This is a genomic window from Mycobacterium sp. KBS0706 (genome assembly GCF_005938675.2).
In the GTDB taxonomy this organism is placed as follows: Bacteria; Pseudomonadota; Alphaproteobacteria; order DSM-16000; family Inquilinaceae; genus Inquilinus.
Genome location: NZ_VCCH02000017.1, coordinates 24,936 through 50,055, shown reverse-complemented (window position 1 = coordinate 50,055; position 25,120 = coordinate 24,936). Strand labels below are relative to the sequence as shown.

Annotated in this window: 25 protein-coding genes; 13 read left to right on the top strand and 12 right to left on the bottom strand. The window is 70.6% G+C overall.

Annotated elements, in window-relative coordinates:
• Positions 1 to 118 precede the first annotated feature (118 nt).
• Positions 119 to 1,942 (top strand): calcium-binding protein, encoded by a 1,824-nt coding sequence (locus FFK22_RS11780; protein ID WP_138887074.1) that lies wholly within the window; start codon positions 119 to 121, stop codon positions 1,940 to 1,942.
• A gap of 608 nt (positions 1,943 to 2,550) precedes the next feature.
• Positions 2,551 to 4,374: a calcium-binding protein gene (locus tag FFK22_RS11775; RefSeq protein ID WP_138887075.1), complete on the top strand. Its 1,824-nt coding sequence runs from the start codon at positions 2,551 to 2,553 to the stop codon at positions 4,372 to 4,374.
• A 41-nt stretch (positions 4,375 to 4,415) separates the two neighbouring features.
• Here FFK22_RS11775 and FFK22_RS11770 read toward each other — a convergent pair whose 3' ends face one another.
• From FFK22_RS11770 to FFK22_RS11745, 6 genes are all read right to left on the bottom strand, one after another.
• Positions 4,416 to 4,766: a YciI family protein gene (locus FFK22_RS11770; RefSeq protein WP_138887076.1), complete on the bottom strand. Its 351-nt coding sequence runs from the start codon at positions 4,764 to 4,766 to the stop codon at positions 4,416 to 4,418.
• A 61-nt stretch (positions 4,767 to 4,827) separates the two neighbouring features.
• Positions 4,828 to 5,202: a GFA family protein gene (locus FFK22_RS11765; protein ID WP_138887077.1), complete on the bottom strand. Its 375-nt coding sequence runs from the start codon at positions 5,200 to 5,202 to the stop codon at positions 4,828 to 4,830.
• Positions 5,203 to 5,237: 35 nt separating this feature from the next.
• Entirely contained in the window at positions 5,238 to 6,995 is a 1,758-nt protein-coding gene (locus FFK22_RS11760) for an adenylate/guanylate cyclase domain-containing protein (RefSeq protein ID WP_138887078.1), read from the bottom strand.
• Between the two features lie 49 nt (positions 6,996 to 7,044).
• Positions 7,045 to 7,500: a PaaI family thioesterase gene (locus FFK22_RS11755; protein WP_306770099.1), complete on the bottom strand. Its 456-nt coding sequence runs from the start codon at positions 7,498 to 7,500 to the stop codon at positions 7,045 to 7,047.
• 3 nt (positions 7,501 to 7,503) lie between these two features.
• Entirely contained in the window at positions 7,504 to 8,538 is a 1,035-nt protein-coding gene (gene cobT, locus FFK22_RS11750) for a nicotinate-nucleotide--dimethylbenzimidazole phosphoribosyltransferase (RefSeq protein WP_138887079.1), read from the bottom strand.
• A 75-nt stretch (positions 8,539 to 8,613) separates the two neighbouring features.
• Positions 8,614 to 9,066, bottom strand: a complete 453-nt coding sequence (locus FFK22_RS11745) for an NUDIX hydrolase (RefSeq protein WP_221938541.1) — start codon at positions 9,064 to 9,066, stop codon at positions 8,614 to 8,616.
• A 157-nt stretch (positions 9,067 to 9,223) separates the two neighbouring features.
• Here FFK22_RS11745 and FFK22_RS11740 point away from each other — a divergent pair, with 157 nt between their 5' ends.
• A complete protein-coding gene (locus tag FFK22_RS11740) occupies positions 9,224 to 10,888 on the top strand; it encodes a Na/Pi cotransporter family protein (protein WP_138887081.1) in 1,665 nt (554 codons plus the stop codon).
• Entirely contained in the window at positions 10,888 to 11,727 is an 840-nt protein-coding gene (locus tag FFK22_RS11735; RefSeq protein ID WP_138887082.1) for a carbon-nitrogen hydrolase family protein, read from the top strand. The genes FFK22_RS11740 and FFK22_RS11735 overlap by 1 nt, the downstream gene beginning before the upstream one ends.
• A gap of 113 nt (positions 11,728 to 11,840) precedes the next feature.
• Here the strand turns inward: FFK22_RS11735 and FFK22_RS11730 are convergent, their stop codons facing one another.
• Positions 11,841 to 12,419, bottom strand: coding sequence for a helix-turn-helix domain-containing protein (locus FFK22_RS11730; RefSeq protein WP_138887083.1), 579 nt, complete (start codon positions 12,417 to 12,419; stop codon positions 11,841 to 11,843).
• Between the two features lie 273 nt (positions 12,420 to 12,692).
• Between FFK22_RS11730 and FFK22_RS11725 the strand changes: the two genes are divergently transcribed.
• Genes FFK22_RS11725 through FFK22_RS11705 form a run of 5 tightly spaced genes read left to right on the top strand, consistent with a single transcriptional unit; the run spans position 12,693 to position 16,830 of the window.
• The gene (locus FFK22_RS11725; protein ID WP_138887084.1) at positions 12,693 to 13,268 is read left to right on the top strand and encodes a DUF2239 family protein; all 576 of its coding nucleotides are present in this window, start codon (positions 12,693 to 12,695) and stop codon (positions 13,266 to 13,268) included.
• A gap of 11 nt (positions 13,269 to 13,279) precedes the next feature.
• Complete coding sequence (locus FFK22_RS11720; RefSeq protein ID WP_221938540.1) at positions 13,280 to 14,665, top strand: MATE family efflux transporter; 1,386 nt, start codon at positions 13,280 to 13,282, stop codon at positions 14,663 to 14,665.
• Between the two features lie 40 nt (positions 14,666 to 14,705).
• The gene (gene cobS / locus FFK22_RS11715; protein ID WP_138887085.1) at positions 14,706 to 15,455 is read left to right on the top strand and encodes an adenosylcobinamide-GDP ribazoletransferase; all 750 of its coding nucleotides are present in this window, start codon (positions 14,706 to 14,708) and stop codon (positions 15,453 to 15,455) included.
• Complete coding sequence (locus FFK22_RS11710) at positions 15,452 to 16,081, top strand: histidine phosphatase family protein (RefSeq protein WP_138887086.1); 630 nt, start codon at positions 15,452 to 15,454, stop codon at positions 16,079 to 16,081. Before cobS ends, FFK22_RS11710 begins: the two co-directional genes overlap by 4 nt.
• Before the next feature lie 53 nt (positions 16,082 to 16,134).
• Complete coding sequence (locus FFK22_RS11705) at positions 16,135 to 16,830, top strand: lipid-binding SYLF domain-containing protein (protein WP_138887087.1); 696 nt, start codon at positions 16,135 to 16,137, stop codon at positions 16,828 to 16,830.
• A 3-nt stretch (positions 16,831 to 16,833) separates the two neighbouring features.
• Here the strand turns inward: FFK22_RS11705 and FFK22_RS11700 are convergent, their stop codons facing one another.
• Positions 16,834 to 17,490, bottom strand: a complete 657-nt coding sequence (locus FFK22_RS11700; protein WP_138887088.1) for a sulfite oxidase-like oxidoreductase — start codon at positions 17,488 to 17,490, stop codon at positions 16,834 to 16,836.
• A 157-nt stretch (positions 17,491 to 17,647) separates the two neighbouring features.
• Here FFK22_RS11700 and FFK22_RS11690 point away from each other — a divergent pair, with 157 nt between their 5' ends.
• Positions 17,648 to 19,885, top strand: coding sequence for a mechanosensitive ion channel domain-containing protein (locus tag FFK22_RS11690; RefSeq protein WP_138887090.1), 2,238 nt, complete (start codon positions 17,648 to 17,650; stop codon positions 19,883 to 19,885).
• Here the strand turns inward: FFK22_RS11690 and FFK22_RS42865 are convergent.
• Positions 19,858 to 20,010, bottom strand: coding sequence for a hypothetical protein (locus FFK22_RS42865; protein WP_186002425.1), 153 nt, complete (start codon positions 20,008 to 20,010; stop codon positions 19,858 to 19,860). The genes FFK22_RS11690 and FFK22_RS42865 overlap by 28 nt on opposite strands.
• 110 nt (positions 20,011 to 20,120) lie before the next feature.
• Between FFK22_RS42865 and FFK22_RS11685 the strand changes: the two genes are divergently transcribed.
• The 3 genes from FFK22_RS11685 (at position 20,121) to FFK22_RS11675 (ending at position 22,457) form a co-directional block, all read left to right on the top strand.
• Positions 20,121 to 20,522, top strand: coding sequence for a Fur family transcriptional regulator (locus FFK22_RS11685; protein WP_138887091.1), 402 nt, complete (start codon positions 20,121 to 20,123; stop codon positions 20,520 to 20,522).
• Complete coding sequence (locus tag FFK22_RS11680; protein ID WP_138887092.1) at positions 20,500 to 20,745, top strand: hypothetical protein; 246 nt, start codon at positions 20,500 to 20,502, stop codon at positions 20,743 to 20,745. Before FFK22_RS11685 ends, FFK22_RS11680 begins: the two co-directional genes overlap by 23 nt.
• Before the next feature lie 143 nt (positions 20,746 to 20,888).
• Positions 20,889 to 22,457, top strand: a complete 1,569-nt coding sequence (locus tag FFK22_RS11675; protein WP_138887093.1) for an adenylate/guanylate cyclase domain-containing protein — start codon at positions 20,889 to 20,891, stop codon at positions 22,455 to 22,457.
• Here FFK22_RS11675 and FFK22_RS11670 read toward each other — a convergent pair.
• The 3 genes from FFK22_RS11670 to FFK22_RS11660 all read right to left on the bottom strand — a co-directional run bounded on the left by FFK22_RS11670 (position 22,447) and on the right by FFK22_RS11660 (position 25,116).
• Entirely contained in the window at positions 22,447 to 23,127 is a 681-nt protein-coding gene (locus FFK22_RS11670; RefSeq protein ID WP_221938539.1) for an exopolysaccharide biosynthesis protein, read from the bottom strand. The two genes, FFK22_RS11675 and FFK22_RS11670, sit on opposite strands and share 11 nt — an antisense overlap.
• 212 nt (positions 23,128 to 23,339) lie before the next feature.
• Entirely contained in the window at positions 23,340 to 23,990 is a 651-nt protein-coding gene (locus tag FFK22_RS11665; protein ID WP_138887095.1) for a ThuA domain-containing protein, read from the bottom strand.
• 22 nt (positions 23,991 to 24,012) lie between these two features.
• Entirely contained in the window at positions 24,013 to 25,116 is a 1,104-nt protein-coding gene (locus FFK22_RS11660; protein ID WP_138887096.1) for a Gfo/Idh/MocA family protein, read from the bottom strand.
• Between the last annotated feature and the right edge of the window lie 4 nt (positions 25,117 to 25,120).

Genomic DNA, 25,120 nt, shown 5'->3' with positions numbered 1-25,120 from the left:
CTTTGTCGCGTCTGCGCGGCTGAATCCGCGTGGGACCGTTTCGCCCGGACGGCGAAGCGTGCGGTCGCGTCTGTCCGGGCCTTCGACGTTGGTCGGACATTTCATCAAGGAGGAAACCATGGTCGCGATTTTCGGGACGCTCTTGAACGACGTCCTGTTCGGGTCGGCGGTCGCCGACATCATCTGGGGGCGCGGCGGCAACGACTCGCTCTTCGGCCTCGCCGGCAACGATGTGCTGATCGGCGGCGCCGGCAACGACGTGCTGAACGGAGGGCTCGGCGTCGACACGATGATCGGCGGCGACGGCAACGACACCTATGTCGTCGACAATGGCGCCGACGACGTCGTCGAAGGCGGGACCGGGATCGACACGGTCAACGCCTCGGTCTCGTTCAGCATCGCCGCCGACGCCCTGGTCGAGAACCTGACCCTGGTCGGCGCCGCAGTGGTCGGCGTCGGCAACGCCCTCGGCAACACGATCCAGGGCAATGCCGTGAACAACGTGCTGAGCGGCCTCGGCGGCAACGACACCATCCTCGGCCTCGCCGGCAATGACAACCTGGATGGTGGCGAAGGCAACGACCGGCTCGACGGCGGCGTCGGCGCCGACCTGATGAGCGGCGGCAACGGCAACGACACCTATGTCGTCGACAATGTCGGCGACAACGTGAACGAGGCCGGCGCCGGGATCGACCTGGTCGAGAGTTCGATCAATTTCAGCCTGGCCGGGGACGTTCTGGTCGAGAACCTGACCCTGACCGGCGCCGCGATCGTCGGCATCGGCAACGCCCTCGGCAATGTGATCACGGGCAACGCCGCGCACAACTCGCTGAGCGGGGTGGACGGCAGCGATACACTCCTCGGCCTTGGCGGCAATGACAACCTGAGTGGTGGCGAAGGCAACGACCGGCTGGATGGCGGCGCCGGCGCCGATCTGATGAGTGGCGGCAACGGCAACGACACCTATGTCGTCGACAATGCCGGCGACAATGTGAACGAGGCCGGCACCGGCATCGACCTGGTCGTGAGCTCGCTCAACTGGAGCCTCGTCCCGGACCCACTGGTCGAGAACCTGACCCTGACCGGCGCCGCGGTCTTCGGCATCGGCAACGCCCTCGGCAACCTGATCCAGGGCAATGCCGTGGCCAATGGGCTGAGCGGCCTGGACGGCAACGACACGCTCCTCGGCTTCGGCGGCAATGATAACCTGAGTGGTGGCGAAGGCGCCGACCGGCTCGACGGCGGCACCGGCGCCGACCTGATGAGCGGCGGGAACGGCAACGACACCTATGTCGTCGACAACGCCGGCGACAACGTCAACGAGGCCGGCAGCGGCATCGACCTGGTCGTGAGCTCGGTGACCTGGAGCCTGCTTCCCGACCCGCTGGTCGAGAACCTGACCCTGACCGGCGCCGGCGCGATCAGCGGCTTCGGCAACAATCTGAACAACACCATCATCGGCAACCTCGCCGACAACGTGCTCGCCGGCGGCCTCGGCAACGACGTCCTGTCCGGAAGCTCGGGTGACGACGACCTGCTGGGCGGCGCCGGGGCCGACAGCCTGTTCGGCGGCACCGGGGTCGACGTGCTCACCGGCGGCCTCGGGGTCGATCTCCTGATCGGCGGAGGGGGCCCCGACAACTTCGTGTTCACGGCCGTGGCGGATTCGCCGGTCGGCGCGCCCGACGTGATCGGCGATTTCGTCGAGGCCGGCGACACCGACTTCATCGACCTGTCGGCGATCGACGCCGACCTCACGGTCGCTGGCAACCAGGCCTTCACCTTCGTCGGCCTGGCCTTCCCGAACGATCCGGGCGAGCTCGGCTTCATCCAGGTCGCCGGCAACACCTTCGTGCGCGGCAATGTCGACGGCGGCGTGGCCGACATCCTGATCCAGCTGAATGGCCTGCACGCCCTGACCGCGGCGGATTTCATCCTGTAGCGGTTGCGCTTCGGGGAGGCCGGCCGGCCTCCCCGAAGTCGTCCCGTGGACTGATCCGATCGGCGGCCGCTTGCGTGCCCGACGGCGACCGCCAAAGCCTGCCGGGGAAGGCCCGGCGGCGCGAGGCGGGTAAGGGGTAACGCCTTCCCTCCATCGACGGTGCTCCGGGCTCCATATCATTTTATGGTGTTCTGCGTTATTCGGGTAGATTCAAATGGAATTGTCATTATAATCTTATTGCTTTTCAAGAATTAGCGAAGTATTATGTCGGTTCCAATATTATTATATGCACAGATTTGCCGTCCTGCCACGCGGAGCGATTTCTGTGTGCTGCTCGGCAAATCTGGTGCGGCCGCGAAGCGCGACGCCCTAGACTTGGAGCCTGATCTCTACGCTTCAGCTTGTGCCTTGCGGGGCTGACGCGGGCTGATGGCCCGTGTGGGGCAATCACGACGTCCTGGGGACATCTTCGCCCCTGCCGTGTCTGCGCGAATTTGCTCGCGCGGCAGTCGAGACCGTTTCGCCCGGATCCGTCCGGACGGCGAAGCGCAGGGTCGCGCCTGCCCGACATCCGCCTTCGATGTCCCGTCACAGAATGGGAGGCAGCTATGGTCGCGATTTTCGGAACACTCGGAAACGACGTTCTCTTCGGATCGGCATTCGCCGACATCATCTGGGGCCGCGGCGGCAACGACACGATCTTTGGCCTTGCCGGCAGTGATGTCCTGATAGGCGGTGCCGGCAACGATATCCTGAACGGAGGTCTCGGCGCCGACACGCTGATCGGCGGCGACGGCAACGATACCTATGTCGTCGACAACGCCGCTGACAACGTCATCGAGGGCGGAACCGGGATCGATACGGTCAACGCCTCGGTCTCGTTCAGCATCGCGGCCGATGCGCTGGTCGAGAATCTCAACCTGTCCGGGGCCGCGCTAGTCGGTATCGGCAACGCCCTCGGCAACACGATCCAGGGCAATGCCGCGAACAACACGCTGAGCGGCCTCGGCGGCAACGATATCCTCCGTGGTTTTGGCGGAAATGACAGCCTGATCGGCGGCGAGGGCAACGATCGGCTCGATGGTGGTGCCGGCGCCGATCTGATGACCGGGGGCAACGGCAGCGACACCTATGTCGTCGACGCTGTCGGTGACAATGTGAACGAGACCGGCACCGGCATCGATCTGGTCGAGAGCACGATCAGCTTCAGCCTGGCCGGTGACGCGCTGGTCGAGAACCTGACCCTGCTCGGCGGCGCGCTTGTCGGCATCGGCAACGCCCTGGGCAACGTCATCCGCGGCAATGCCGCGAACAACACGCTGAGCGGGCTCGGCGGCAACGATACCCTCCTTGGCCTCGGCGGCAATGACAGCCTGATCGGGGGCGAGGGCAGCGACCGGCTCGACGGCGGCGCCGGCGCCGACCTGATGACCGGGGGCAACGGCAGCGACACCTATGTGGTCGACGCCGCCGGCGACAATGTGAACGAGACCGGCAGCGGGATCGACACGGTCGAGAGCTCGATCAATTTCAGCCTCGTCGGGGATGCGCTGGTCGAGAACCTGACCCTCACCGGCGGCGCGCTCGTCGGCACCGGCAACGCCCTGGGCAACGTTATCCGAGGGAATGCCGCAGCCAACACGCTGATCGGCCTGGGCGGCAACGATGCGCTCCTCGGTTTCGGCGGCAATGATTCCCTGGTCGGTGGCGAAGGCAACGACCGGCTCGACGGCGGCGCCGGCGCCGATCTGATGACGGGCGGCAACGGCAGCGACACCTATGTCGTCGACAATGCCGGAGACAATGTGAACGAGACCGGCAGCGGGATCGACACCGTCCAGAGCTCGATCACCTTCAACCTCGCCGGGGACGCGCTGGTCGAGAACCTGATCCTGACCGGCGCCGGCGCGATCAGCGGCTTCGGCAACGCCCTGAACAACACCATCATCGGCAACCTCGCCGACAATGTGCTCTCCGGCGGCCTCGGCAACGACCTCCTGTCCGGAAGCTCCGGCGACGACGATCTTCTGGGCGGGGCCGGAAACGATACCCTTTCGGGTGGCGCGGGTGTCGACGTGCTCACGGGCGGCCTCGGCTCCGATGTCATGACCGGAGGGGCGGGGCCCGACAGCTTCGTGTTCAACAGCGTGGCGGATTCTCCGGTCGTCGGCTTCGACGTGATCCGCGATTTCACCGAGGCCGGCGACGTCGACTTCATCGACTTGTCGGCGATCGACGCCAACACCACGGTCGCGGGCAACCAGGCCTTCACCTTCGTGGGCCTGGCCTTCCCGAACGACCCGGGCGAGGTCGGCTTCATCCAGTCCGGCGGCAACACCTTTGTGCGCGGCAACGTCAACGGAGGGGCTGCGGACTTCCTGATCCGGCTGGACGGCCTGCACGTCCTGACCGCGGCGGACTTCATCCTGTAGCGGTTGCGCTTCGGGGAGGCCGGCCGGCCTCCCCGAAGTCGTCACCCCATCGGCGGCTGCTCGCGCACCTCGATGCTGCCCATCGCCGCCATCGGCGACTTTTCCGCGATCGCCACCGCCTCGTCCATGTCGCGGGCCTCGATCAGGATGAAGCCGCCGACATGCTCCTTGGTCTCGGCATAGGGCCCGTCGGTGACCGCGGCCTGGCCGCCGCGGCGCCGCACGATCCGGGCGGTCTCCGGCTCGGCCAGCGGGCCGCAGTCGATGAGATGGCCGCTGCGGCGGAGCTCGTCGTCCTCAGCCATGCAGCGCCGCGTCAGATCGCGGCCCTCCTCGGGCGACAGCCGGCCGATCAGGGCGCGGTCGACATGGACGATCAGCAGATAGCGCATCCCGGGCCTCCGTTGGTTCCGCCCCTGGTCGTCCGGCCGGCGCCGGAATCGACACTATGCCTCAGCCGAGATCCCCGACCCAGGGATGACGGTGCTGGGCATGGATGGCCTGGGTCGGCGCCGGGAAGTCTGGATCGGCGAAGGCGCCGACGGCGACGGCCACGACGTCCGGCCGGCGGCGGGGCTCCCAGAACACGCTCGAACCGCAGCGCGGGCAGAAGTGGAAGAGCACAGATGAGCCGCTGTCGGATGGTCGCTCGTGGCTTCGGCCCGGCCCCTCCGCCAGCACATCCCCGCGCCGGAACAGGGCGGCGACGCCGTAGGGGCTGCCGGTACGCCTCTGGCAGGCCAGGCAGTGGCACTGCACCACCAGGATCGGCTCGGCCGCGCAGGTCACGCGCAGGCCGCCGCAGGCACAGCTCGCCGTTCTCGCCATGCTCGGATCCTCCTCCGGTTCCTGGCGTCTCGATCCTAGTCCGGCAGCCCGGCCCGGCGCAGCGCGTCGAGGTAGCGGTCCATCACCTCGGCCTGCTTCCACGGCACGCCGGCGCGGGTGTTGGCGATGGTGGCGCCCGGCGCCACGGCCAGCAGGCCGGTCAGCGCGGCCTTCGCCTTGTCCGGCCGGCCCAGCGCCGACAGGGCGGCCGCCAGCAGCCGGTGGGCGACCGGGAAGGCCGGGTACAGATGGATCGCCTGGCGCGCCGCCTCGGCCGCGGCCGCGTCGTCGCCCTCGGCGAAGGCGGCGAGGCCGAGGAAGGCGTGGCACCAATGGTTGGCCGGATCTCGCGGGCTCAGCCGCAGCGCCGTGTTAAGCGACTGCCGCGCCAGCTCCGCCTGGCCCGACAGGGCGTAATGGCCGCCGCCCAGCATATGGGCGAAGGCCAGGTTCGGGTTGATCGCCAGGGCCGTCTCCAGCCGGCGCTGGGCCTCGTCGAAGCGGCGCAGGAACAGGGCGACCATGCCCAGCACGGTCTGCGCCTCGGCGTCGCGTGGGTCCAGGTCGACCGCCTGGCGCGCCATCGCATCGGCCGCGGCCAGCGACCGGCCGGGGTCGGCGCTGCGCCCGAACAGCACATCCCAGACGTCGCACATGGCATGCACCACGCGGGCGCGGGCCAGGCCGGGATCCAGCGCCATCGCCTGGGCGGCGAAGGTGCGGGCCTGGGCGCCGTCCTCCGGCGTCAGGCGCCAGGCGTGCCAGCCGGCGCGCATGACGCAGTCCCAGGCGTCCATGCCGGCCGGGTCCAGCCGCCGGGCGCGCCGCATCTCGGCGCCCAGCAGCTCCGGCGCCACCACGCCGACGATGCTGTCGGTGATTTCGTCCTGCACCGCGAAGATGTCGTCCATCTCGCGGTCGTAGCGCTCGGCCCAGACATGGGCGCCGGTGGCGGCGTCGATCAGCTGGCCGGTGATGCGCATGCGGCTGCCGCCCTTGCGCACGCTGCCCTCCAGCACATAGCGGACGCCCAGCTCGCCCGCCACCTGCTTCACGTCGACCGGCCCGCCCTTATAGGTGAAGGAGGAGTTGCGGGCGATCACCAGGAAGCCGTGGTGGCGCGACAGGCCGGTGATGATGTCCTCGGCGATGCCGTCGGCGAAGTATTCCTGGTCGCGGCCGGCGCTCATGTCCTGGAACGCCAGCACCGCGATCGACGGCTTGGCCGGGACGCCGGCCGAGCCCGGCGCGACCTCGCCGCCGCCGGCCGGCTCCAGCCGCACCCGGTACACCCGCACCGGCTTCTGGATGTTCTTGAGCTGCTGCTGGCCGAGATCGTCGAAGGCCAGGTCCAGCTTGCCGATCACCTGGTCGAACACGCTGGCGGTGACGGAGATGCCGCCGGGCTCGGCCATGCCCTCGAGGCGGGCGGCGATGTTGACGCCGTCGCCCAGGATGTCGTCGCCGTCGATGACGATGTCGCCCAGGTTGATGCCGGCGCGATACTGGATCCGCCGCGGCTGCCCGGCCTCGGCCTCGGCCACCGCGCGCTGGATCCGCACCGCGGCGTCCAGCGCATCGACGACGCTGCCGAACTCGACCAGCATGCCGTCGCCGGTGGTCTTGACGATGCGGCCGCCATGGCCGTGCAGCGCCGGCTCGATCAGGTCGCGGCGATGGACCCTGTGCCGGGCGATGGTGCCGGCCTCGTCGGCCTCGACATGCCGGGAGTATCCGACCATGTCGATCGCCAGGATCGCGGCAAGCCTGCGGGTCACGCGGTCGGTGTTCAAGACGGGTCCCAGCCTGGTGCGCGCCGCCGGCACCTTACCGCCGGGTTATCTAATCCGCCACCCCGTCGCGGCCTTCGATCGCCATCAGCGTGGCGGTCAGCAGCGCCACCAGCCGCTCCCTGCCGTCGGCCTCGGCGAAGACCTCGGTCTGCGCCAGGGTCAGGGTGCGCCCGGCCTTGACGACGCGTCCCCGGGCCAGGATGCGCTCGCCGATGGCGGGGGCTAGCAAGTTGATCTTGAACTCGGTGGTCAGCACCCCGGCCCCGGGCGGCATCAGGCTGAGCGCGGCATAGCCGGCGGCGGTGTCCGCGATCGCCGACACCGCGCCGGCATGGACGAAGCCGTGCTGCTGCGACACCGCCGGGCTCGGCGCCAGCGCGATCTCGACCGCCCCCGGCGCGATGCTCAGGATCGATGCGCCGAGCGTGCGCATCAGCCCCTGCTTGTCGAAGCTGGCCTGGACGCGGGCTTGGAAGGCCGGGTCCTTGGGGGTCGGAGGGCTCACGGCTCAGTCCTTATCGCTGACTCCGGCCTGGGCGAAGGTCGCCATGCCCTCGTGGCAGGCCAGGGCGCCACGCACCAGGCCGATCGCCAGGGCGGCGCCGGAGCCCTCGCCGAGCCGCATGCCGAGGTCCAGCAGCGCCGTGCGGCCGAGCTTGTCGAGCAGCCGGCGATGCCCCGGCTCGGCCGAGACATGGGCGACCTGGCAGTGATCGAGGGCGTGCCGGTCCATCGCCCACAGCACCGCGGCGGCGGCGGTGCAGGTGTAGCCGTCCAGCAGCACCGGGATCCGCGCCATCCGTGCCGCCAGCACTGCGCCGGCGATCGCCGCCAGCTCCAGCCCGCCGAGATGGCGCAGCACCTCGAGCGGATCGGTCAGCGCGGCCCGGTGGGTGGCGACGCCCTTGGCCACCACCTCGGCCTTGTGCCGGACCCCGGCGGCGTCGACGCCGGTGCCGGGGCCGACCCAGTCGGCCGCCTCGCCGCCGAACAGCGCCGTCGCCAGCGCCGCGCCCGATGTGGTGTTGCCGATCCCCATCTCACCCAGGCACAGCAGGTCGAGGCCCGGCTCCACCGCCATCATGCCGTAGGCCATGGCGCGGACGCATTCGGCCTCGGTCATCGCCGGGGCGATGGTGAAGTCGGCGGTCGGGTGGTCCAGGTCCAGCTCATAGACGCGCAGGTCGCTGTCGGCCGCCTGGCACAGTTGGTTCACCGCGGCGCCGCCGGCGACGAAGTTCTTGACCATCTGCGCCGTCACCGCGACCGGAAAGGCCGAGACGCCCTGGGCCACGGCGACGCCATGGTTGCCGGCGAACACCGCGACCCGCGGCCGGCGCAGCTGCGGCGGGTGCTTGCCCTGCCACACCGCCATCCACTCCGTCAGATCCTCCAGCCGGCCCAGCGACCCGGGCGGCTTGGTCAGCTGGCGGTCGCGCTCTCGCACCGCGGTCCCGGCCTCGAGGTCCGGGCCTGGCATGTGGCGCAGCAAAGCGCGGATCTCGTCGAGGGTGTCGGGCAGGGGCGTCTGGGTCTGGGCCATGGCAGGGGTCCGGTTGCGGAAGCGCGGACCCTGCCACCAAAGCGGTGCGGCGTCAAAACCCGGGCCGGGCGCCCGTCACTCGGCCGCGTTGCGCGCCTGCAGCCGCGTCACGAACCCGGCGACCACGTCGCGCAGCCCGGCATCGTCCAGCAGGTCCAGCGCCTCCTCCGGACCGCACCACCGGGTCTCGCGCTCGTGCCGCTCGGGCCAGCTCCGGTATTGCCGCTCGACCTTCAGCGGGAAGACGCCGACCTCGCAAGGCACGGTCACCCCGTCCTCCAGCCCCTTGTCGTAGATGAAGCTGCCGATCGCCTTCGACCCGATGGCGCCGCGCACCCCGGCCTCCTCATAGGCCTCGCGCGCCGCCGATTTCGCCGGCTTCAGCCCCTTGATCGGCCAGCCCTTGGGGATGATCCAGCGCCGCGTCCCGCGCGAGGTGACCAGCAGGATCTCGAGCGCGCCATCCGGCCCGAACCGGTAGGGCAGGGCGCCGTGTTGCACCCGGACGGCCTTGGTCTTGTCCGGCATCCCCATCCTCCGCCACGGCCCGGCCTTGATCGGCCCGGGCAATTCGGGAACGATCGCGGCATTCCCGTCGTTCCGACCACCCGCCGGCCGGATTCCAAGCCTAGGGGAAGACAAGAGCGGAGGCGACCGCCTTTCACGGTTGGAGCAAGGCCCGAGCATGAGCTTTCCCGTCACCCTGATCGACCTGGCCGGCTACATCGCCCTGCTGCTGTGGGGCACGCATATGGTGCAGACCGGGATCCAGCGCACCTTCGGCCCGAAGCTGCGCTCGATCCTCGGCAGCGCGCTGAAGAACCGGTTCCGTGCCTTCCTCGCCGGCATCGGCGTCACCGCGGTGCTGCAGAGCAGCACGGCCACCGGGTTGATGGTGGCGGGCTTCGCCGCCGGCGGGCTGGTCGAGTTGGTGCCGGCCCTGGCGGTGATGCTGGGCGCCAATGTCGGCACCACGCTGATCGTGCAGGTGCTGTCCTTCGACGTGGCGGCCGCGGCCCCTGTACTGATCCTGATCGGCTTCCTGCTGTTCCGGCGTGACTCCGCCACCCAGACGCACGATCTCGGCCGCGTCTTCATCGGGCTCGGCCTGATGCTGATGGCGCTGCATCAGCTGCTGACGCTGCTGACCCCCTATGAGGACGCGCCCAGCCTGCGGCTGCTGCTCGGCGCGATCTCGACCGAGCCGGTGGTCGACGTGCTGCTGGCCGCCATCTTCACCTGGGCGGTGCATTCCAGCGTCGCCGTGGTGCTCCTGGTGATGTCGCTGGCCGCCAATGGCGTGGTGCCGCCGGAGGCCGCCTTCGCCCTGGTGCTGGGGGCCAATCTCGGCACCGCGATCAACCCGGTGATCGAAGGCGTGTCCAGCGACGATCCGGCCGCCAAGCGGCTGCCGATCGGCAACCTGGCCAACCGGGTGCTCGGGGTGATCGTGGCGCTGGCCCTGCTGCGCTGGATCGGGCCGCTGATGGTGACGGTCGAGCCCGACAACGCCCGCGCCGTGGCCGATTTCCACAGCCTGTTCAACCTGGCGCTCGCGATCATCTTCCTGCCGCTGCTGACGCCCTATTCGAAGCTGCTGCAGCGCCTGCTGCCGCGCCGGGTCGACCCGGCCGACCCGTCGCGGCCGTTGTATCTCGACGCCGCGGCGCGGGAGACGCCGATCGTCGCCCTGGGCGGCGCCGCGCGCGAGGCGATGCGCCTGGCCGATGTGCTGGAGACGATGCTGCACGGCGCCCGCGATGCGCTGCGCAAGGGCGACCGCAAGCTGATCGCCGAGACGCGGCGGATGGACGACGTGCTCGACCACCTCAACACCGCGATCAAGACCTATCTGACCTCGCTCGACCCCGAATCGCTCAGCGACGCCGACCACCGCCGGCTGGGCGAGATCCTGAACTTCGCCATGAACATGGAGCAGGCGGGCGACGTGGTCGACGGCAACCTGCTGCCGCACTGCGCCAAGCGGCTCAAGCGCGGCCTCGAATTCTCGAAGGAGGGCGAGGCCGAGCTGCTGGCGATGATGGACCGCCTCGTCACCAACCTGCGCACCGCCGCCTCGCTGTTCATGACCGACGACCGCCGCGCCGCCCGCCTGCTGGTCGACGAGAAGGTGACCTTCCGCGACCTCGAGGCGGCCGCCACCCAGTCGCATTTCGACCGGCTGCGCGCCGGCCGCCGCGACACGGCGGAGACCAGCGCCCTGCATCTCGACCTGCTGCGCGACATGAAGCGGGTCAACGGCCACATCGTGGCGGCCGCGGCCTATCCGGTGCTGGAGCGCTCAGGCGAGCTCTTGCCCAGCCGGGTCACCGACGGCGAGGACGGCTGATGGCCGGCGCGCTGCGCATCGCCATCGCCCAGAGCCGGATCGACCGCGACGTCCGCGCCAATGGCCGGGAGATCCGCGGGTTGGTGCGCCGCGCCGCGGCGGGCGGGGCCCGGTTGGTCCAGTTCCCGGAAGGCGCCGCCTCCGGCTATTGCAAATCCGAGATCGCCTCCTGGGACGAGGTCGACTGGCCGGCGCTGCGCGAGGAGCTGGAGGAAACGGCGGCCCTGGCCGGCAGCCTGGGCCTGTGGGTGGTGCTCGGCAGCGCCCATCCGCTGACCGCGCCGCACCGGCCGCACAACAGCCTCTACGTCATCGCCGACACCGGCGCGCTGGTCGGGCGCTACGACAAGCGGCGCTGCTCGCACTCCGAGGTCAGCGACTGGTTCGCGCCCGGCGAAGCGCCGCTGACCTTTGCGGTGGACGGGTTCACCTTCGGCTGCGCCCTGTGCATAGAGACTGTGTTTCCCGAGGTCTTCTCGGAGTACGAGACGCTGGGCGCGGATGCCGTGCTGGTGTCGTCCTACTCCCGCGATCCGATCTACGGCGTTCTCGCCAGGGCGCATGCCGCCTCCACCTGCCTGTGGATCGGGCTGGCGATTCCGGCACAGTGCAGCCAGCCGCTGCCGAGCAGCTTGATCGCGCCGAATGGCGTGGTGCTGGGCGAAGCCGGCCGGGACGGCGAATCCGGTCTCGTCTTCGGCACGCTCGACCGCGGCGAGCCGGCCTTCGCCGTCGCGCTGGAGAAGGCGCGGCCCTGGCGCCGGACAGCCCGGCTGGGCGACATCTACGAGTCGCGCAGGGTCGACGATCCGCGCAGCCACGATCGGTTCGGGTTCTGACGGGCGCTGGAGTAAAGCCGGGCTGCTCAACTGCACCGACCGAATCCCCCTCACCCTCCCGCCGCCTTCGGCGTCGGGCCCCTCCCTCTCCCCGAGGAGAGGGGAATCTGAGCCTATCCTGCCTGCCCGGAGCCTGTCGGAGCTCCGATTGCCCGGCACCACGCCTCCAGCTCCGCCGCCACCGCCTCCGGCAGCGACCGGCCGCGCTCGAAGCCCCACCACAGCACGGCGCCCTGCCATTGCGCCGCCATCAGCCGGCCGAGATCGGGGCGCGGGCCGGCGGAATCGGCCAGGCGCCGGCCCAGCGCCGTGGCCAGCACCCGGCCCCAGGCGGCGCCGCGGCGGCGCAGCACCGGGTCGCGCAGATCCTCGCGCAGCACCAGCAGCCCCTCGGCATAGTCGTCCCCATAGTCGCCGGAGAGGGCGACCAGCAGATCGACGGCCCCGGCCGGGGTTGGCGGGGCCGCGGCATCGGCTGCGGCGGTGCGGGCATCGAGAAGATCCCAGGCGCGCAGCAGCGCCGCCTGGACCAGAGCCGCCTTGCCGCCGAAACGCTGCACCAGGGTCGCCGCCGACAGCCCGGTCTCGGCCGCCACCGCGGCGAAGGTCAGGCCCTCTGGCCCGGCCCGGCGCATCACCGCCAGGGCGCCGTCGAGCAGGGCTTCGTCCGGGACGGTGCGGGGGCGGGGCATCGGCAGGCCAGGTAAATGAACGTCTATTTATATACGTCCTGCCGCCTCGCTCAACTGGCGAAAGACCGCTTCAGCACCCTCCCCAACTGTCCTGCCCGGGCTTGACCCGGGCATCCAGAGATGTCGAAGCCGCTCAGGGCGGCCCTGGATGCCGGGTCAAGCCCGGCAATGACAGGTTGAGTATTGGATCGGATATTTTTGCCCGGGTGAAATTGACAGCGGATTTTCACCCGGGTATAAAGCGTCAAATCCGTCGCGCCGGGGAGGGCGCCCATGACCACCGACTCCACCTGCACCGCCTTCCAGGGTGCCCGCCGCATCGCCTCCGGCCCGCTGGCCGAGGTGGCGCTGGCGGCCAAGCGCGCCGCCGATCGCGGCGACGCGATCCTGGTGTTCGACGACGCGACCAGCCGGCCGGTCGAGCTCGACCTGCGCGGCAGCGAGGCCGAGGTGCTGGCCCGGTTGCCGGCATCGGCCGAGCCCGACGCGCCGCGCGGCCCGGGCCGGCCGAAGCTCGGCGTCGTCGCCCGCGAGGTGACGCTGCTGCCGCGGCACTGGGATTGGCTGGCCGGCCAGCCCGGCGGCGCCTCGGTGACCTTGCGCCGCCTGGTCGAGGAGGCGCGGCGCGCCGGCGAGGGGCGCGACCGGCTGCGCCAGGCGCAGGAGGCGGCCTATCGCTTCATGGCGGCGATGGCCGGCGACCGGCCCGGCTTCGAGGAGGCGGCGCGCGCCCTGTTCGCGCCGGACCGCGACCGCTTCGCCGCCCTGACCGAGGCCTGGCCGGACGACATCCGCGACCACGCCCGCCGCCTGGCCGCCGCCGCCTTCGACGCGCCGCATTCGGCCTGAGGGGGACCGTCATGTCGAACGCGATCGAGCGCGGCGCCGCCTCGGCCTTCGCGGCGCCCCCGGTGCTGTGGAAGGCGTTCCTGCTGTTCCTCGGGCCGATGATGCTCAGCAACGTGCTGCAGGGGCTGTCCGGCACGCTCAACAACATCTATCTCGGCCAGATGATCGGGGTCGGCGCGCTGGCGGCCGTCTCGGCCTTCTTTCCGATCCTGTTCTTCTTCATCTCGTTCATCATCGGCCTCGGCGCCGGCGCCGCGGTGCTGATCGGCCAGGCCTGGGGGGCGCGCGACCCGGACAAGGTCAAGGCGGTGGCCGGCACGGCGCTGACGGTCACCATCCTGGCCGGGCTGGTGGTCGCGCTGTTCGGCGGCGCCTTCACCCGGTCGCTGCTGGCCGCGGTCGGCACGCCCGCCGACATCCTGGCCGATTCCACCGCCTATGCCCGGATCATGCTGATCGCCATGCCCGGCCTGTTCGTCTTCCTGCTGATGAGCTCGATGATGCGCGGCACCGGCGACACCGTGACGCCGCTCTTGGCCCTGGCGCTGCAGACCGTGATCGGCCTGGTGCTGACCCCGGCGCTGATCCGCGGCTGGGCCGGGCTGCCGCAGCTCGGCGTGCTCAGCGGCGCCTATGCCGCGATCGTCTCCTTCCTCGCCGCCCTGGCCTGGCTGGCCATCCATCTGCGCCGCCGGGGCCATGCCCTGGCGCCGGACGCTGCGCTGCTGCGCCATCTCTGGATCGATCCGAAGATCCTGCGGGCGGTGCTGCGCATCGGCCTGCCCTCGGGCGTGCAGCTGGTGATGGTGTCGCTGGCCGAGGTCGCCGTGCTGTCCTTCGTCAACGGCTTCGGCTCCGACGCTACCGCCGCCTATGGCGCGGTCAACCAGGTGGTCAGCTACGTCCAGTTCCCGGCGATCTCGATCGCCATCACCGCCTCGATCTTCGGCGCCCAGGCGATCGGCGCCGGGCATGCCGACCGGCTCGGCGCCATCACCCGCACCGGCATCCTGCTCAACCTCGCCGTCACCGGCGGGCTGGTGGCGATCGCCTATCTGTTCTCGCGCACGCTGATGGGCCTGTTCCTGACCAGCCCGCCGGTGATCGAGCTGGCGCAGGACCTGCTGCACATCACGCTGTGGAGCTACATCGTCTTCGGCCTCGCCGGCGTGGTCTCGGCGGTGATGCGGGCCAGCGGCACGGTGCTGGCGCCGATGGCGATCTCGCTCTTCGCCATCCTCGGCGTCGAGGTGCCGGTGGCCTGGCTGCTCAGCCGCCAGATCGGCATCGACGGCATCTGGATCGCCTATCCGGTCGCCTTCGCGGTGATGGCGCTGGGCCAGATCGCCTATTACCGGCTGGTCTGGCGCAAGCGGGCGATCCAGCGGCTGATCTGATCGGCTTGCCGCGACGGGCCGGACCGGCTAACCGGGTGCCATGGACGACCTGCTGCGCGATCTGCGCGTTGCCGCCTGCTTTTTGACCCGGCTGCCCGTCCGCTGGCCTGCGGATGCGCCGGCCGATGCGCTGGCCCGGTCGATGCGGATCTTCCCGCTGGCCGGGGCCGGCATCGGCGCGACCGCCGGGCTGGTCTGGGCGCTGGCGCTGTGGCTCGGCGCCCCGCCCCTGGTGGCGGCGCTGCTGGCCCTGGCGGGGCAGGCGCTGCTGACCGGGGCGCTGCACGAGGACGGGCTGGCCGACGTCGCCGACGGCTTCGGCGCCGGCCGCGACCGCGAGCGCGCGCTGGAGATCATGCGCGACAGCCGCATCGGCAGCTACGGCACCCTGGCCCTGGTGCTGTCGGTCGGGCTGCGCGCCGCGGCCCTGGCGGCGATCCTCTCGCCCTGGGCCGGAATCGCGGCGCTGGCCGCGGCGGGAGCGGTGTCGCGAGCCACCGCCCCGGCGCTGCTGGCCTGGCTGCCCCCGGCCCGGCCCGACGGGCTCGGCGCCGGCGCCGGCCGACCAACGCCGGAGGCCGTGTTCACCGCCTCCGGCCTCGCCCTGTGCTTCGCCCTGCTGCTGCTCGGGCTGCGTCACGGCCTGGCGGCGCTGGCGCTGGCGGCGCTCGCGGCCTGGGCGCTGGCCGGGCTGGCGCGGCGGCGCATCGGCGGCCAGACCGGCGACGTGCTCGGCGCCGCCCAGCAGCTGGCGGAGGTCGCGGTGCTGTGCGCCGCGGCGACGGCATGAGCACGACCCGCTGGTGGTGGATCCGCCACGCCCCGGTGCTCAATCCGGACAAGCTGCTCTACGGCCGGCTCGACCTCGCGGCCGACACCGGCGATGCGGCGGCGATCGCTTCCCTCGCCGCCCGGCTGCCACGCGGCGCGGTGTGGCTGCAGACGCCGCTGCGGCGCACCGCCGAGACCGCGGCGGTGCTCCTGGAAGCGATGGACGAGACGGCCGCGCCGGCGATCGAGCCGGCGCTGGTCGAGCAGGATTTCGGCGCCTGGCAGGGCCGGCCGAGCCGCGAGGTCTATGGCGCGCTGCCGCAGCACGACCCGTTCTGGTCGCACCCCTCCGCCCATGCCGCGCCCGGCGGCGAGAGCTTCGACGCCGTGCTGCGCCGGGTGCGGCCGGCGATCCTGGCCCTGTCCGAGGCCCATGCCGGCCGCGACATCGTCGCCGTCGCCCATGCCGGCACCATCCGGGCCGCGGCGGCGTTGGCGCTGGACCTGGACGGCGAGCGCGCGCTCAGGCTCGCGGTCGACACGCTGTCGCTGACCCGGATCGACCGCATCCGGTCGTCCTCCGGCGCCGAAAGCTGGCGGGTCACCGCCCTGAATCTGACATTTGGAACTGAAAAGATGTATTGATTGTTCTGCGGTATGCCACGATTCTTCATGTGGAATCTCAGGAGAGCCCGATCATGATCGACCGCCGTGAGTTCCTGCGCCTGACGGGCGTGTCGGCTGCCGGGCTGGCCCTGTCGGGCACGCTCGCCGGCTGCGGCTCGGCCACCTCGACGCCGAGCGACGCGCAGCTGCTGGTCGACGAAAGCCGGGCCGCGCTGCAGGCGCTCTTGTCCGCGCAGGAGCTGACGGCGCTGCCGCGCTACATCCGCGGCGCCAAGGCCGTGCTGATCGCGCCGGAGCTGCTGCGCGGCGGCTTCATCCTCGGCGGCCGCGGCGGCAATGCGGTGATGATGGTGCGGCTGCCGGACGGCAATTGGAGCTACCCGGCCTTCTACGGCGTCGGCGGCGGCACCGTCGGGCTGCAGATCGGCGGCCAGGTCTCGCAGCTGGTGCTGACGATCATGACCGACAAGGGCCTCCGGGCGGTGGAGCAGAGCAGCTTCACCGTCGGAGCCGACCTGTCGGGGTCGCTGTTCACCCTCGGCGCCGGCGTCGGCGCCTCGACCGGGCTGAACACCAATTCCGACATGTACGCCTTCTCGCAGAACAAGGGGCTGTTCGCCGGCGGCACGCTGGACGGCACGGTGATCAGCGAGGACCAGGGCAAGAACGACGCCTATTACGGCTTCGGCACCCCGGCCCGGGTGATCTTCCAGGGCGGGAAGAGCAACCCGGGCGCGGACTCGCTGCGCAGCCTGCTGCCGCGATAGGGCTCAGCTGTATCGCTGCTCCTGCCAGGGGTCGCCCTCATTGTGGTAGCCGCGCTCCTCCCAGAAGCCCGGGCGGTCGGCGGCGACGAACTCGATCCGCTTCACCCATTTGGCGCTCTTCCAGAAGTACCAGCGCGGCATGATCACGCGCAGCGGCCCGCCATGCTCGACCGGGATCGGCTCGCCGTCGTGATGGGTCGCCAGCAGCACGTCCGCCTCGGCGAAGGCGTCGAGGGCGACGTTGGTGGTGTAGGTGTCGTAGCTGTGGAAGACGACGTGGCTGGCCTCCGGCTTCGGCCGCACCAGCGACAGCAGGTGCCGGGCCGAGACGCCGCGCCAGCGGTTGTCGAAGCGCGACCAGGATGTGACGCAATGGATGTCGGACACGTCCTCGAATTCCGGCTGGGCCAGGATGTCGGCCCAGCGCCACACCGTCGGCGCCTCGACCAGCCCGTCGATGGTCAGCCGCCATTTGTCGAGCGGGATCTCCGGCTGCACGCCGAGATCGAGCACCGGCCAGTTTTCCACCAGGCGCTGGCCCGGCGGCAGCCGGTCGCGCTCGGGATCCGCGGTGGCGCCGGTCAGCAGCCGGCCTTCGCGCGCCCAGCGCTTCTTGCTCTCGACCAGCTTCGGCCGGACCGAGCCGAGATCATCCGCCATCGTCGCCTTCCCTTGCCGCTTACCGTGAGGACGTCCCAAAGATGGCCCCGACGGACGGGTTGATCCAGAGGGCCGGGCGGGGAAGGATAGGACCGGCCTCGACACGCCGCCGGGACGCCGATCCGGAACTCCGCCCGTCCACAGCCCGACCGAGCCGATGATCCGCCTGCTCCGCCCGCTGCTCCTCCTTCTCGTCCTGCTCGCCCCCGGCCTCGCCGCCGGCCAGGTGCCGGGGACATCGACCCCGCCCGCCGCGGCCGACCAGCCGGCCGACCCCGAGCGGGTCAAGGCGCTGATCGCCACGCTACAGGACGACAAGGCGCGGGCCGAGCTGGTGGCCCGGCTGCAGCTGCTGCTGCAGACCCGGGCGCAGCAGCAGGAGGAGCGCAGCGCGCTGGAGACGGCCGGCAGCCAGGCCCTGGTCGTGGTTTCGGACAAGGTGCGCGACGTCACCGGCGCGGTTGCCGAGATCGGCGCCACCCTGGCGCGGCTGCCGGAGCTGGCGACCTGGAGCCGGGACCAGCTGTCCGACCCGGCGGCGCGGGAGCGCTGGGGGGTGGTGTTCCTCAACGTCGTCGGCGTCGTCCTCGCCGGCATCGCCGCCGGCTGGCTGGTCCGGCGGATGCTGCGCCGGCCCTTCACGGCGCTGGACCGGCGGGCGCCGGCCACGCTCTGGGGCAAGATCCCGCTGCTGCTGGCACAGGCGGTGCTCGACTTCCTGCCGCTGATCGCCTTCGTGCTCGGCGCCTACGCCATGGCGGTGGTGCTGGACCCGCCCTGGTTCGTCCGCACCATCGTGGTGGCGCTGGTCAACGCCGCGATCATCAGCGGCGTGGCCCTGATGCTGATCCGGCTGGTGCTGACGCCGGAGCATCCGCATCTGCGGCTGCTGCGCGTCGGCGACGAGACCGCCGGCTATCTCTATGTCTGGGCCAAGCGGCTGATCTACCTGCTGGTGTTCGGCTATCTCGCAGTCTCCACCGCCGTGGTGCTGGGCCTGCCCGCCGGCAGCCTGACCGCGCTGAAATACCTGATCGGCCTCGCCGTCGCGGCGATGCTGGTGGTTCTGGTCCTGCAGAACCGGCAGCCGGTGGCCGACTGGCTGCGCGGCCGCAATCGACGGGCGGCGGAGGGCGAGGAGGCCGGCGTGACCCGCGCGGTCGGCTCCGCCCGGCGGCGCCTGGCCGATGTCTGGCACCTCGTGGCCATCGCCTATATCGTCGTCACCTTCGCGATCTGGGCGCTCGGCATCAATGGCGGCTTCGTCTTCGTCCTGCGGGCCACGCTGCAGACCGTGCTGGTCCTGGTGCTGGCGCGGCTGGTCTCCGCCTACGGGCCGCGGCTGATCCACCGCGCCTTCTCGATCGGGCCGGAGCTGAAGTCCCGCTTCCCCGGGCTGGAGCACCGCGCCAACCGCTATCTGCCGGTGCTCGACACCGGGCTGAAGGTGGTCGTCCTCCTGGTCAGCGTGCTGGTGCTGCTCGAGGTCTGGCAGCTCGGCGGCATCGCTTGGATGGAGACCGAGACCGGCCGCGCCGTGCTGGCCAGCGGCGGCGCCATTCTGCTGGTGGTGGTGACGGCGCTGGTGGCGTGGGAGGTGGTCAGCCAGCTGATCGAGTACCACCTGAACCGGCACGACGCCTCGGGCAACCTGGTGCAGCGCAGCGCCCGCGCCCGCACGCTGCTGCCGCTCTTGCGCAACGCCTTCCTGGTGCTGCTGATCACCGTGGTGACGCTGATGGTGCTGTCGGAGGTCGGGCTGAACATCGCGCCGCTCCTGGCCGGCGCCGGGGTGGTCGGCCTGGCCATCGGCTTCGGCGCCCAGACCCTGGTCAAGGACGTGATCACCGGCGTCTTCATCCTGTTCGAGGACACGCTGTCGGTGGGCGACGTGGTCCAGCTCGGCTCGGACAGCGGCGTGGTCGAAAGCATCACCATCCGCACTATCCGGCTGCGCGACGAGACCGGGGCGGTGCACACGCTGCCGTTCAGCTCGGTCACCTCGATCGTCAACATGACCAAGGACTTCTCCTTCGCCGTGTTCAATGTCGGCATCGGCTACGACCAGGATGTCGACCGCGTGATCGAGGTGCTGCGCGACCTCGGCCGCGAGCTGCAGCTGGATCCCGCCTGGGCGCCGGCCATCCTGGCGCCGATCGAGATCATCGGCCTCGACAAGTTCGGCGACAGCGCCGTGTCCATCAAGGCGCGGATCAAGACGCCGCCGGCCAAGCAGTGGGGCGTGATGCGGGAGTTCAACCGCCGGATGAAGCGGCGCTTCGACGAGCTGGGCATCGACATCCCGTTCCCGCACCGGATGGTGCTGACCCGCAGCCTCGACCGGCCGGAGGATGCCGCGGCCGCCGCTCAGGGGGCGTCATCGTCGGGGTCGTAGTGGGAATCGTGCTTCTTGCGGGCCAGGTGCATCAGCCCGAGGTTCAGGGCGATGATGCCGATCACGGCGATACCCAGCGCGATCCAGCCATGGATGCTCATCTCGACTGCGAAGAGATCGGCCATGGCCGTTGCTCCTGCTGCACTGCGGCGTCTTTTCGGGTGCCAAGCGCCGCTTCGATCTGTAATCTCTCTAACTCCGCCAATGGTTCCGCGGCTTAAAGAGGGTTTGAGCCATGACGCTCGAGGAGAGATGTGTCTCCGCCGGCCTGAAGATGACCGATCAGCGTCGTGTCATTCTGCAGGTGCTGACCGAGTCTCTCGACCATCCGTCGGTCGAGACCGTCTATCACCGGGCCCGCGAGATCGATCCGTCGATCAGCATCGCGACCGTATACCGCACCCTGCATCTGCTCGACGAGCTGAACCTGGTCCAGCGGCACGACTTCAACGAGAACTATTCCCGCTTCGAGGTCAATCTCGAGCATCACCACCACCTGATCGATCTTGAAACCGGTGAGGTCATCGAGTTCAAGGACCAGGAGCTGGAGGTGCTGAAGGAGAAGATCGCCAAGCGGCTCGGCTTCGAACTTGTCGATCACAGGCTGGAACTCTATGGCCGGAAAAAGAAGTCCTGAGGGCTGCGGCTTCGGCGACCAGCCCTTTTCGGACAGCTCGTCGGACTGCCGCTGCCAGCAGGCGGTGACCCGCGCCTACACCGAGCTGGTGGCCCGCGGCGCGCCGCGGTCGGTGGCGCTCGAGGCGGCGATCCGCGTCTTCGTCTACCACCATCCCGAGATCCCGGCGTTCCGCGCCCATGATACGGTGGAAACCTGGGTCTATACCGGTCCGCTGAACTGAGCGGCCTTGGCGCCGCCGGACTCCCGGGGAACCGGACCGGGACATGGCTGCAAAAGCTGCGGCTGCCGAGCGGACTGGTTCTCCTCACATTTCTGGCGACCCATCTGGTCAACCATGCGGCCGGGCTCATTTCGCTCGATGCGATGGAGCGCGGGCTCGGGCTGTTCATCCTGGTGTGGGAGAAGCAGCCCGGCCTGACCGTGCTCGCGGCCGCCTTCGCGATCCATCTCGCCAATGCGCTGGTGTCGATCTGGCGGCGCCACAGCTTCCGGCTGAAGCCCTGGCAGGCGGTACAGCTCGGCCTCGGCCTCGCCGTGCCCCTGCTGCTGGCGGCGCACGTCTTCGGCACCGTCGTCGCTTTCGAGCGGTTCGGTGTCGGCACGCCCTATCGCCTCATCCTGTCGGTGATGTGGAGCGGCAACGGCCTGGTCGCGCTGCAGCAGGCGGTGGTGGTGCTGGTCGCCTGGGGCCATGGCTGCATCGGCGTGCATTACTGGCTGCGGCTCAGGCCCTGGTATCCGAAGGCGCTGCCCTATCTCTACGCCGCCGCCCTGCTGATCCCGGCGCTCGGCCTGGCCGGCTTTGTCTCGACCGGGCTGCAGGTCCGGGCGCTCGCGGCCCAGCCGGGCTGGCTCGAGGATCTGTTCCGTTCGGTCAAGCTGACGCCGGAGGCGCAGGCTTTCGCCGCCCAAGGGGCACTGTGGACCCGGATCACGATCCTGGCGCTGATCCTGGCCGCCTTCGCCGGTCCGGCCCTGCGCGCCGTGCGGGCCCGTCGCAGCGGCCCCAAGCTGTTCTACCGCGACACCAAGGTGCTCGACATCATCCCCGGCGCCACCGCGCTGGAGATCATCCGTGCCGCCGGCATTCCGCAGGCCATGGTCTGCGGCGGCCGCGGCCGCTGCTCGACCTGCCGGGTGCGGGTCGGGCTGGGGGCCGAGCACCTGCCGCCGCCGGCCGCCGACGAGGCGCGGGTGCTGCAGCGGATCGGCGCGCCCGAGGGGGTGCGGCTGGCCTGCCAGATCCGCCCGGTCATGGACCTCGAGGTGACGCCGCTCTTGCCGCCGACGGCGACCGCGCGCGACGGCTTCCAGGGTCCCGGCCACCGCCACGGCCAGGAGCGCGAGGTCGCGGTCATGTTCGCCGATCTGCGCGGCTTCACGCGGCTGTCGGAGCACCGCCTGCCCTATGACGTGGTGTTCCTGCTGAACCGCTATTTCGCCGCCATGGGCCAGGCGATCGAGGCGGCGGGCGGCCAGGTCGACAAGTTCATCGGCGACGGGGTGATGGCGCTGTTCGGGGTCGAGGCCGGGCGCGCCGCCGCAAGCCGCCAGGCGCTCGACGCCGCCCGGCGGATGGCGGCGCGGCTGGCCGAGCTGAACGAGGCCCTGGCCTCGGACCTCAAGGAGCCGCTGCGCATGGGCATCGGCCTGCATGCCGGCCCGGCGATCGTCGGCGAGATGGGCTATGGCGGGGTCAAGGGCCTGACCGCGGTCGGCGACACGGTCAACACCGCCAGCCGGCTGGAAGGGCTGTGCAAGGAATATGCGGCGGAGCTGGTGGTCTCGCAGGACCTGCTCGACCAGGCCGGCGCCGACCTGTCGGCCTTCCGTGCCGAGCAGGTGGCGATCCGCGGCCGGCGCGACGAGCTGCGCGTCCGCGTCGTCACCCGGATCGCCGACCTGGCGGAGGCGACGACCGTCAGATCGTGACGCCGAACAGCGTCTCCAGGAAGGCGCGCAGGGCGGCCCAGAGGGCGGCGGAGACGGCGGCGAGGATCGCCAGCGCGCCGGCGCTGACCGCCCAGCCGGCCGAGACGGCGATGCCGTCGCGCTCGACCAGGCCGATGGCGAAGGCCGAGATCGCCAGCGCCGGCACGATGTTGCCGAGCGGGATCGGCATGAACAGGATGACGGCCAGCAGCAGGCAGGCGGCGCCGATGAAGCGGTCCTGCACCGGGCCGATCAGGATCGTCAGCCGCGGCCGCAGCAGCCGCTCGGCCTTGGCCAGCCAGGGCACCATGCGCCCGACCAGCCGGGCGAAGTCCGCCCGCGCCACCGACCGCTGGGTGATCAGTCGCGGCAGCCACAGCACCTTGCGCCCGATCATCAGCTGGAAGGTGATGAACAGCAGCGGCGCGCCGAGGACGGAGGAGGTGCCGGGCGGCGTCGGCAGGATGTTGGGTGCGGCGAAGACCAGCATCAGCGCGCCGAAGGCCCGGTCGCCGAAGGCGGTCAGGATATCGGCAATGGCGATGCGCTCGCCGCCCTCCGCGGCCAGGTCCTGCAGCACCTCCGAGAAGCGCCGGCGGCGCTTCGCCCCGGCGGGCGGGGCCGCGCCGGGGTCGTGCTGCTGGATCTCGGTCTGGTGGGCGTCGGGCAAGCGGGCTGGTCCGGCGTCATAATGGGTCCAGCCCCTGGTGTTACCGACTCCGCCGTGACGGACGCAAGCGCGGGGTTGTCTCAGGGCGATCCCACGCATCCTGGAAGGCCGGGTTCCTTTCGCGTTGCCTCTCCCGCCTGGCGGGCCTTTTCAAAGTAACTGAGACCCAACCTTTTATAGTCCCCCCTCGCCTTGCGGGAGGGGGGACTCATTCAGCCCTCCCGCGCCGCCCACAGCAGGCCGCGATGCAGGATGGTCTTCATCGCCTGGTTCTCGAACTCCTCCACCCGGTGGCCGAGCGAGCTGTAGAACACTCGGCCGGCGCCGTGCTTGCGCTTCCACACCACCGGCATGGTGTGGCCGGCGATCCAGGACGCGTGCTCGCCGGTGAAGGTGGTCTCGGCCAGCACTTCGTTGTTCGGGTCGACATGCATGTAGTACTGCTCGGACCGGTAGGCGAAGTCCCCGATCCCCTGCATCACCGGGTCGTCCGGCCGGGTCACCCGCACCCGGTAGTCGATGATGTTGCCGGGATGGGCCACCCACTGGCCGCCGGTCATGAACTGATAGGCGACCTCGTTGCGGAAGGCGTCGCACATGCCGCCATGGAAGCCGGCGAGGCCGACCCCGCTCTCGACCGCGGCGGTCAGGTTGGTGACCTCCTCCTTCTCCATCGTCGACATGGTGTAGATCGGCACGATCAGGTGCATGTCCTTCAGGGCCGGGTCGGCGAAGGCCTCGGTGGTGTCCTCGATGAACACCTCGAAGCCGTCGCCGCGCAGCATCCCGGCGACCTCATCCGCGCATTCCTTGGGGGTGTGGCCGTTCCAGCCGCCCCAGACGATCAGCGCCTGCCTCGTCATCTTTCCATCTCCCTTTCGCGTCTCAGGCGGCCCGGCCGAAGGCGGGCTCCACCGGCATCGGTTCCGGCCGCTCGCAGCGGCTCTCGATCTCGACCGTGCGGCCCTCGCGGCCGGACCGTTCCACCGCCTCCATCACCTCCAGCACGTGGAAGGCCAGCTCCGCATTGGCGCGGTGCGGCCGGCCGGTGCGGATGGCATGGGCCAGGTCGGCCACGCCGATGATCCGGTAGTTGCCGTCGCCATAGGCATGGCCGGTGGCCTCGGCCTTCCACTCGGTGCGGTCGACCGAGACCAGCACCTCGCCGCCGAAGGTGTTCGGGTCGGGCACGCTCAGCGACGCCGTCTCGCCATAGATCTCGATCGGCGCGTGGCGGTGGGCCGGGATGTCGAAGCTCATCACCATGGTCACCACCGCGCCGGAGGCGAAGGCCAGCGTGCCGGTGATGTGGGTCGGGGTGCCGACCGGCACGGCCTGGCCGGCGCGCGGGCCGCTGGCGATGCGGCGCTCGGTGTAGGCGGCGGACACCGTCCCGGTCACCCGCGCCACCGGCCCCAGCATGTTGACCAGCGTGGTCAGGTAGTAGGGGCCCATGTCGAACAGCGGGCCGCCGCCCTTGGCATAGTAGAAATCCGGGTTCGGGTGCCAGCGCTCATGCCCCGGCACCATCATGAAGGCGGTGCCGGCGACCGGCCGGCCGATCCGCCCGGCATCGATCAGGGCGCGCGCCGTCTGCTGCCCGGCGCCGAGGAAGGTGTCGGGGGCGCTGCCGACGCGCACGCCCCTGGCCTTGGCCGCCTCCAGCAGGGTGCGGCCCTCGGCGACGCTGACCGCCAGCGGCTTCTCCGCATGCACATGCTTGCCGGCGGCGATCGCCTGCAGCCCGACCGGCACATGCGCCTGCGGCGTGGTCAGGTTCAGCACGATCTCGATCTCGGGGTCGGCCAGCAGCTGCTCGATGCTCTGCGCCGCGATGCCGAACTCGGCCGCCTTGGCCTGCGCCGCCTCCAGGCTCAGATCGGCGCAGGCCTTGACCCGCAGGATCGGGAAGTTCGGCGCCGCCTTCAGATAGGCGCCGCTGATAAAGCCGCAGCCGATGATGCCGATTCCGACCGGTCTGTCGCTCATGGTC

Coding starts and splice junctions, on each gene's coding strand:
- FFK22_RS11780 (WP_138887074.1), top strand. CDS start 119: ATGGTCGCGATTTTCGGGACGCTCTTGAACGACGTCCTGTTCGGGTCG.
- FFK22_RS11775 (WP_138887075.1), top strand. CDS start 2,551: ATGGTCGCGATTTTCGGAACACTCGGAAACGACGTTCTCTTCGGATCG.
- FFK22_RS11770 (WP_138887076.1), bottom strand. CDS start 4,766: ATGCGCTATCTGCTGATCGTCCATGTCGACCGCGCCCTGATCGGCCGG.
- FFK22_RS11765 (WP_138887077.1), bottom strand. CDS start 5,202: ATGGCGAGAACGGCGAGCTGTGCCTGCGGCGGCCTGCGCGTGACCTGC.
- cobT (WP_138887079.1), bottom strand. CDS start 8,538: ATGGCCCAGACCCAGACGCCCCTGCCCGACACCCTCGACGAGATCCGC.
- FFK22_RS11745 (WP_221938541.1), bottom strand. CDS start 9,066: ATGCCGGACAAGACCAAGGCCGTCCGGGTGCAACACGGCGCCCTGCCC.
- FFK22_RS11740 (WP_138887081.1), top strand. CDS start 9,224: ATGAGCTTTCCCGTCACCCTGATCGACCTGGCCGGCTACATCGCCCTG.
- FFK22_RS11735 (WP_138887082.1), top strand. CDS start 10,888: ATGGCCGGCGCGCTGCGCATCGCCATCGCCCAGAGCCGGATCGACCGC.
- FFK22_RS11730 (WP_138887083.1), bottom strand. CDS start 12,419: ATGCCCCGCCCCCGCACCGTCCCGGACGAAGCCCTGCTCGACGGCGCC.
- FFK22_RS11725 (WP_138887084.1), top strand. CDS start 12,693: ATGACCACCGACTCCACCTGCACCGCCTTCCAGGGTGCCCGCCGCATC.
- FFK22_RS11720 (WP_221938540.1), top strand. CDS start 13,280: ATGTCGAACGCGATCGAGCGCGGCGCCGCCTCGGCCTTCGCGGCGCCC.
- cobS (WP_138887085.1), top strand. CDS start 14,706: ATGGACGACCTGCTGCGCGATCTGCGCGTTGCCGCCTGCTTTTTGACC.
- FFK22_RS11710 (WP_138887086.1), top strand. CDS start 15,452: ATGAGCACGACCCGCTGGTGGTGGATCCGCCACGCCCCGGTGCTCAAT.
- FFK22_RS11705 (WP_138887087.1), top strand. CDS start 16,135: ATGATCGACCGCCGTGAGTTCCTGCGCCTGACGGGCGTGTCGGCTGCC.
- FFK22_RS11700 (WP_138887088.1), bottom strand. CDS start 17,490: ATGGCGGATGATCTCGGCTCGGTCCGGCCGAAGCTGGTCGAGAGCAAG.
- FFK22_RS11690 (WP_138887090.1), top strand. CDS start 17,648: ATGATCCGCCTGCTCCGCCCGCTGCTCCTCCTTCTCGTCCTGCTCGCC.
- FFK22_RS42865 (WP_186002425.1), bottom strand. CDS start 20,010: ATGGCCGATCTCTTCGCAGTCGAGATGAGCATCCATGGCTGGATCGCG.
- FFK22_RS11685 (WP_138887091.1), top strand. CDS start 20,121: ATGACGCTCGAGGAGAGATGTGTCTCCGCCGGCCTGAAGATGACCGAT.
- FFK22_RS11680 (WP_138887092.1), top strand. CDS start 20,500: ATGGCCGGAAAAAGAAGTCCTGAGGGCTGCGGCTTCGGCGACCAGCCC.
- FFK22_RS11675 (WP_138887093.1), top strand. CDS start 20,889: ATGGAGCGCGGGCTCGGGCTGTTCATCCTGGTGTGGGAGAAGCAGCCC.
- FFK22_RS11665 (WP_138887095.1), bottom strand. CDS start 23,990: ATGACGAGGCAGGCGCTGATCGTCTGGGGCGGCTGGAACGGCCACACC.
- FFK22_RS11660 (WP_138887096.1), bottom strand. CDS start 25,116: ATGAGCGACAGACCGGTCGGAATCGGCATCATCGGCTGCGGCTTTATC.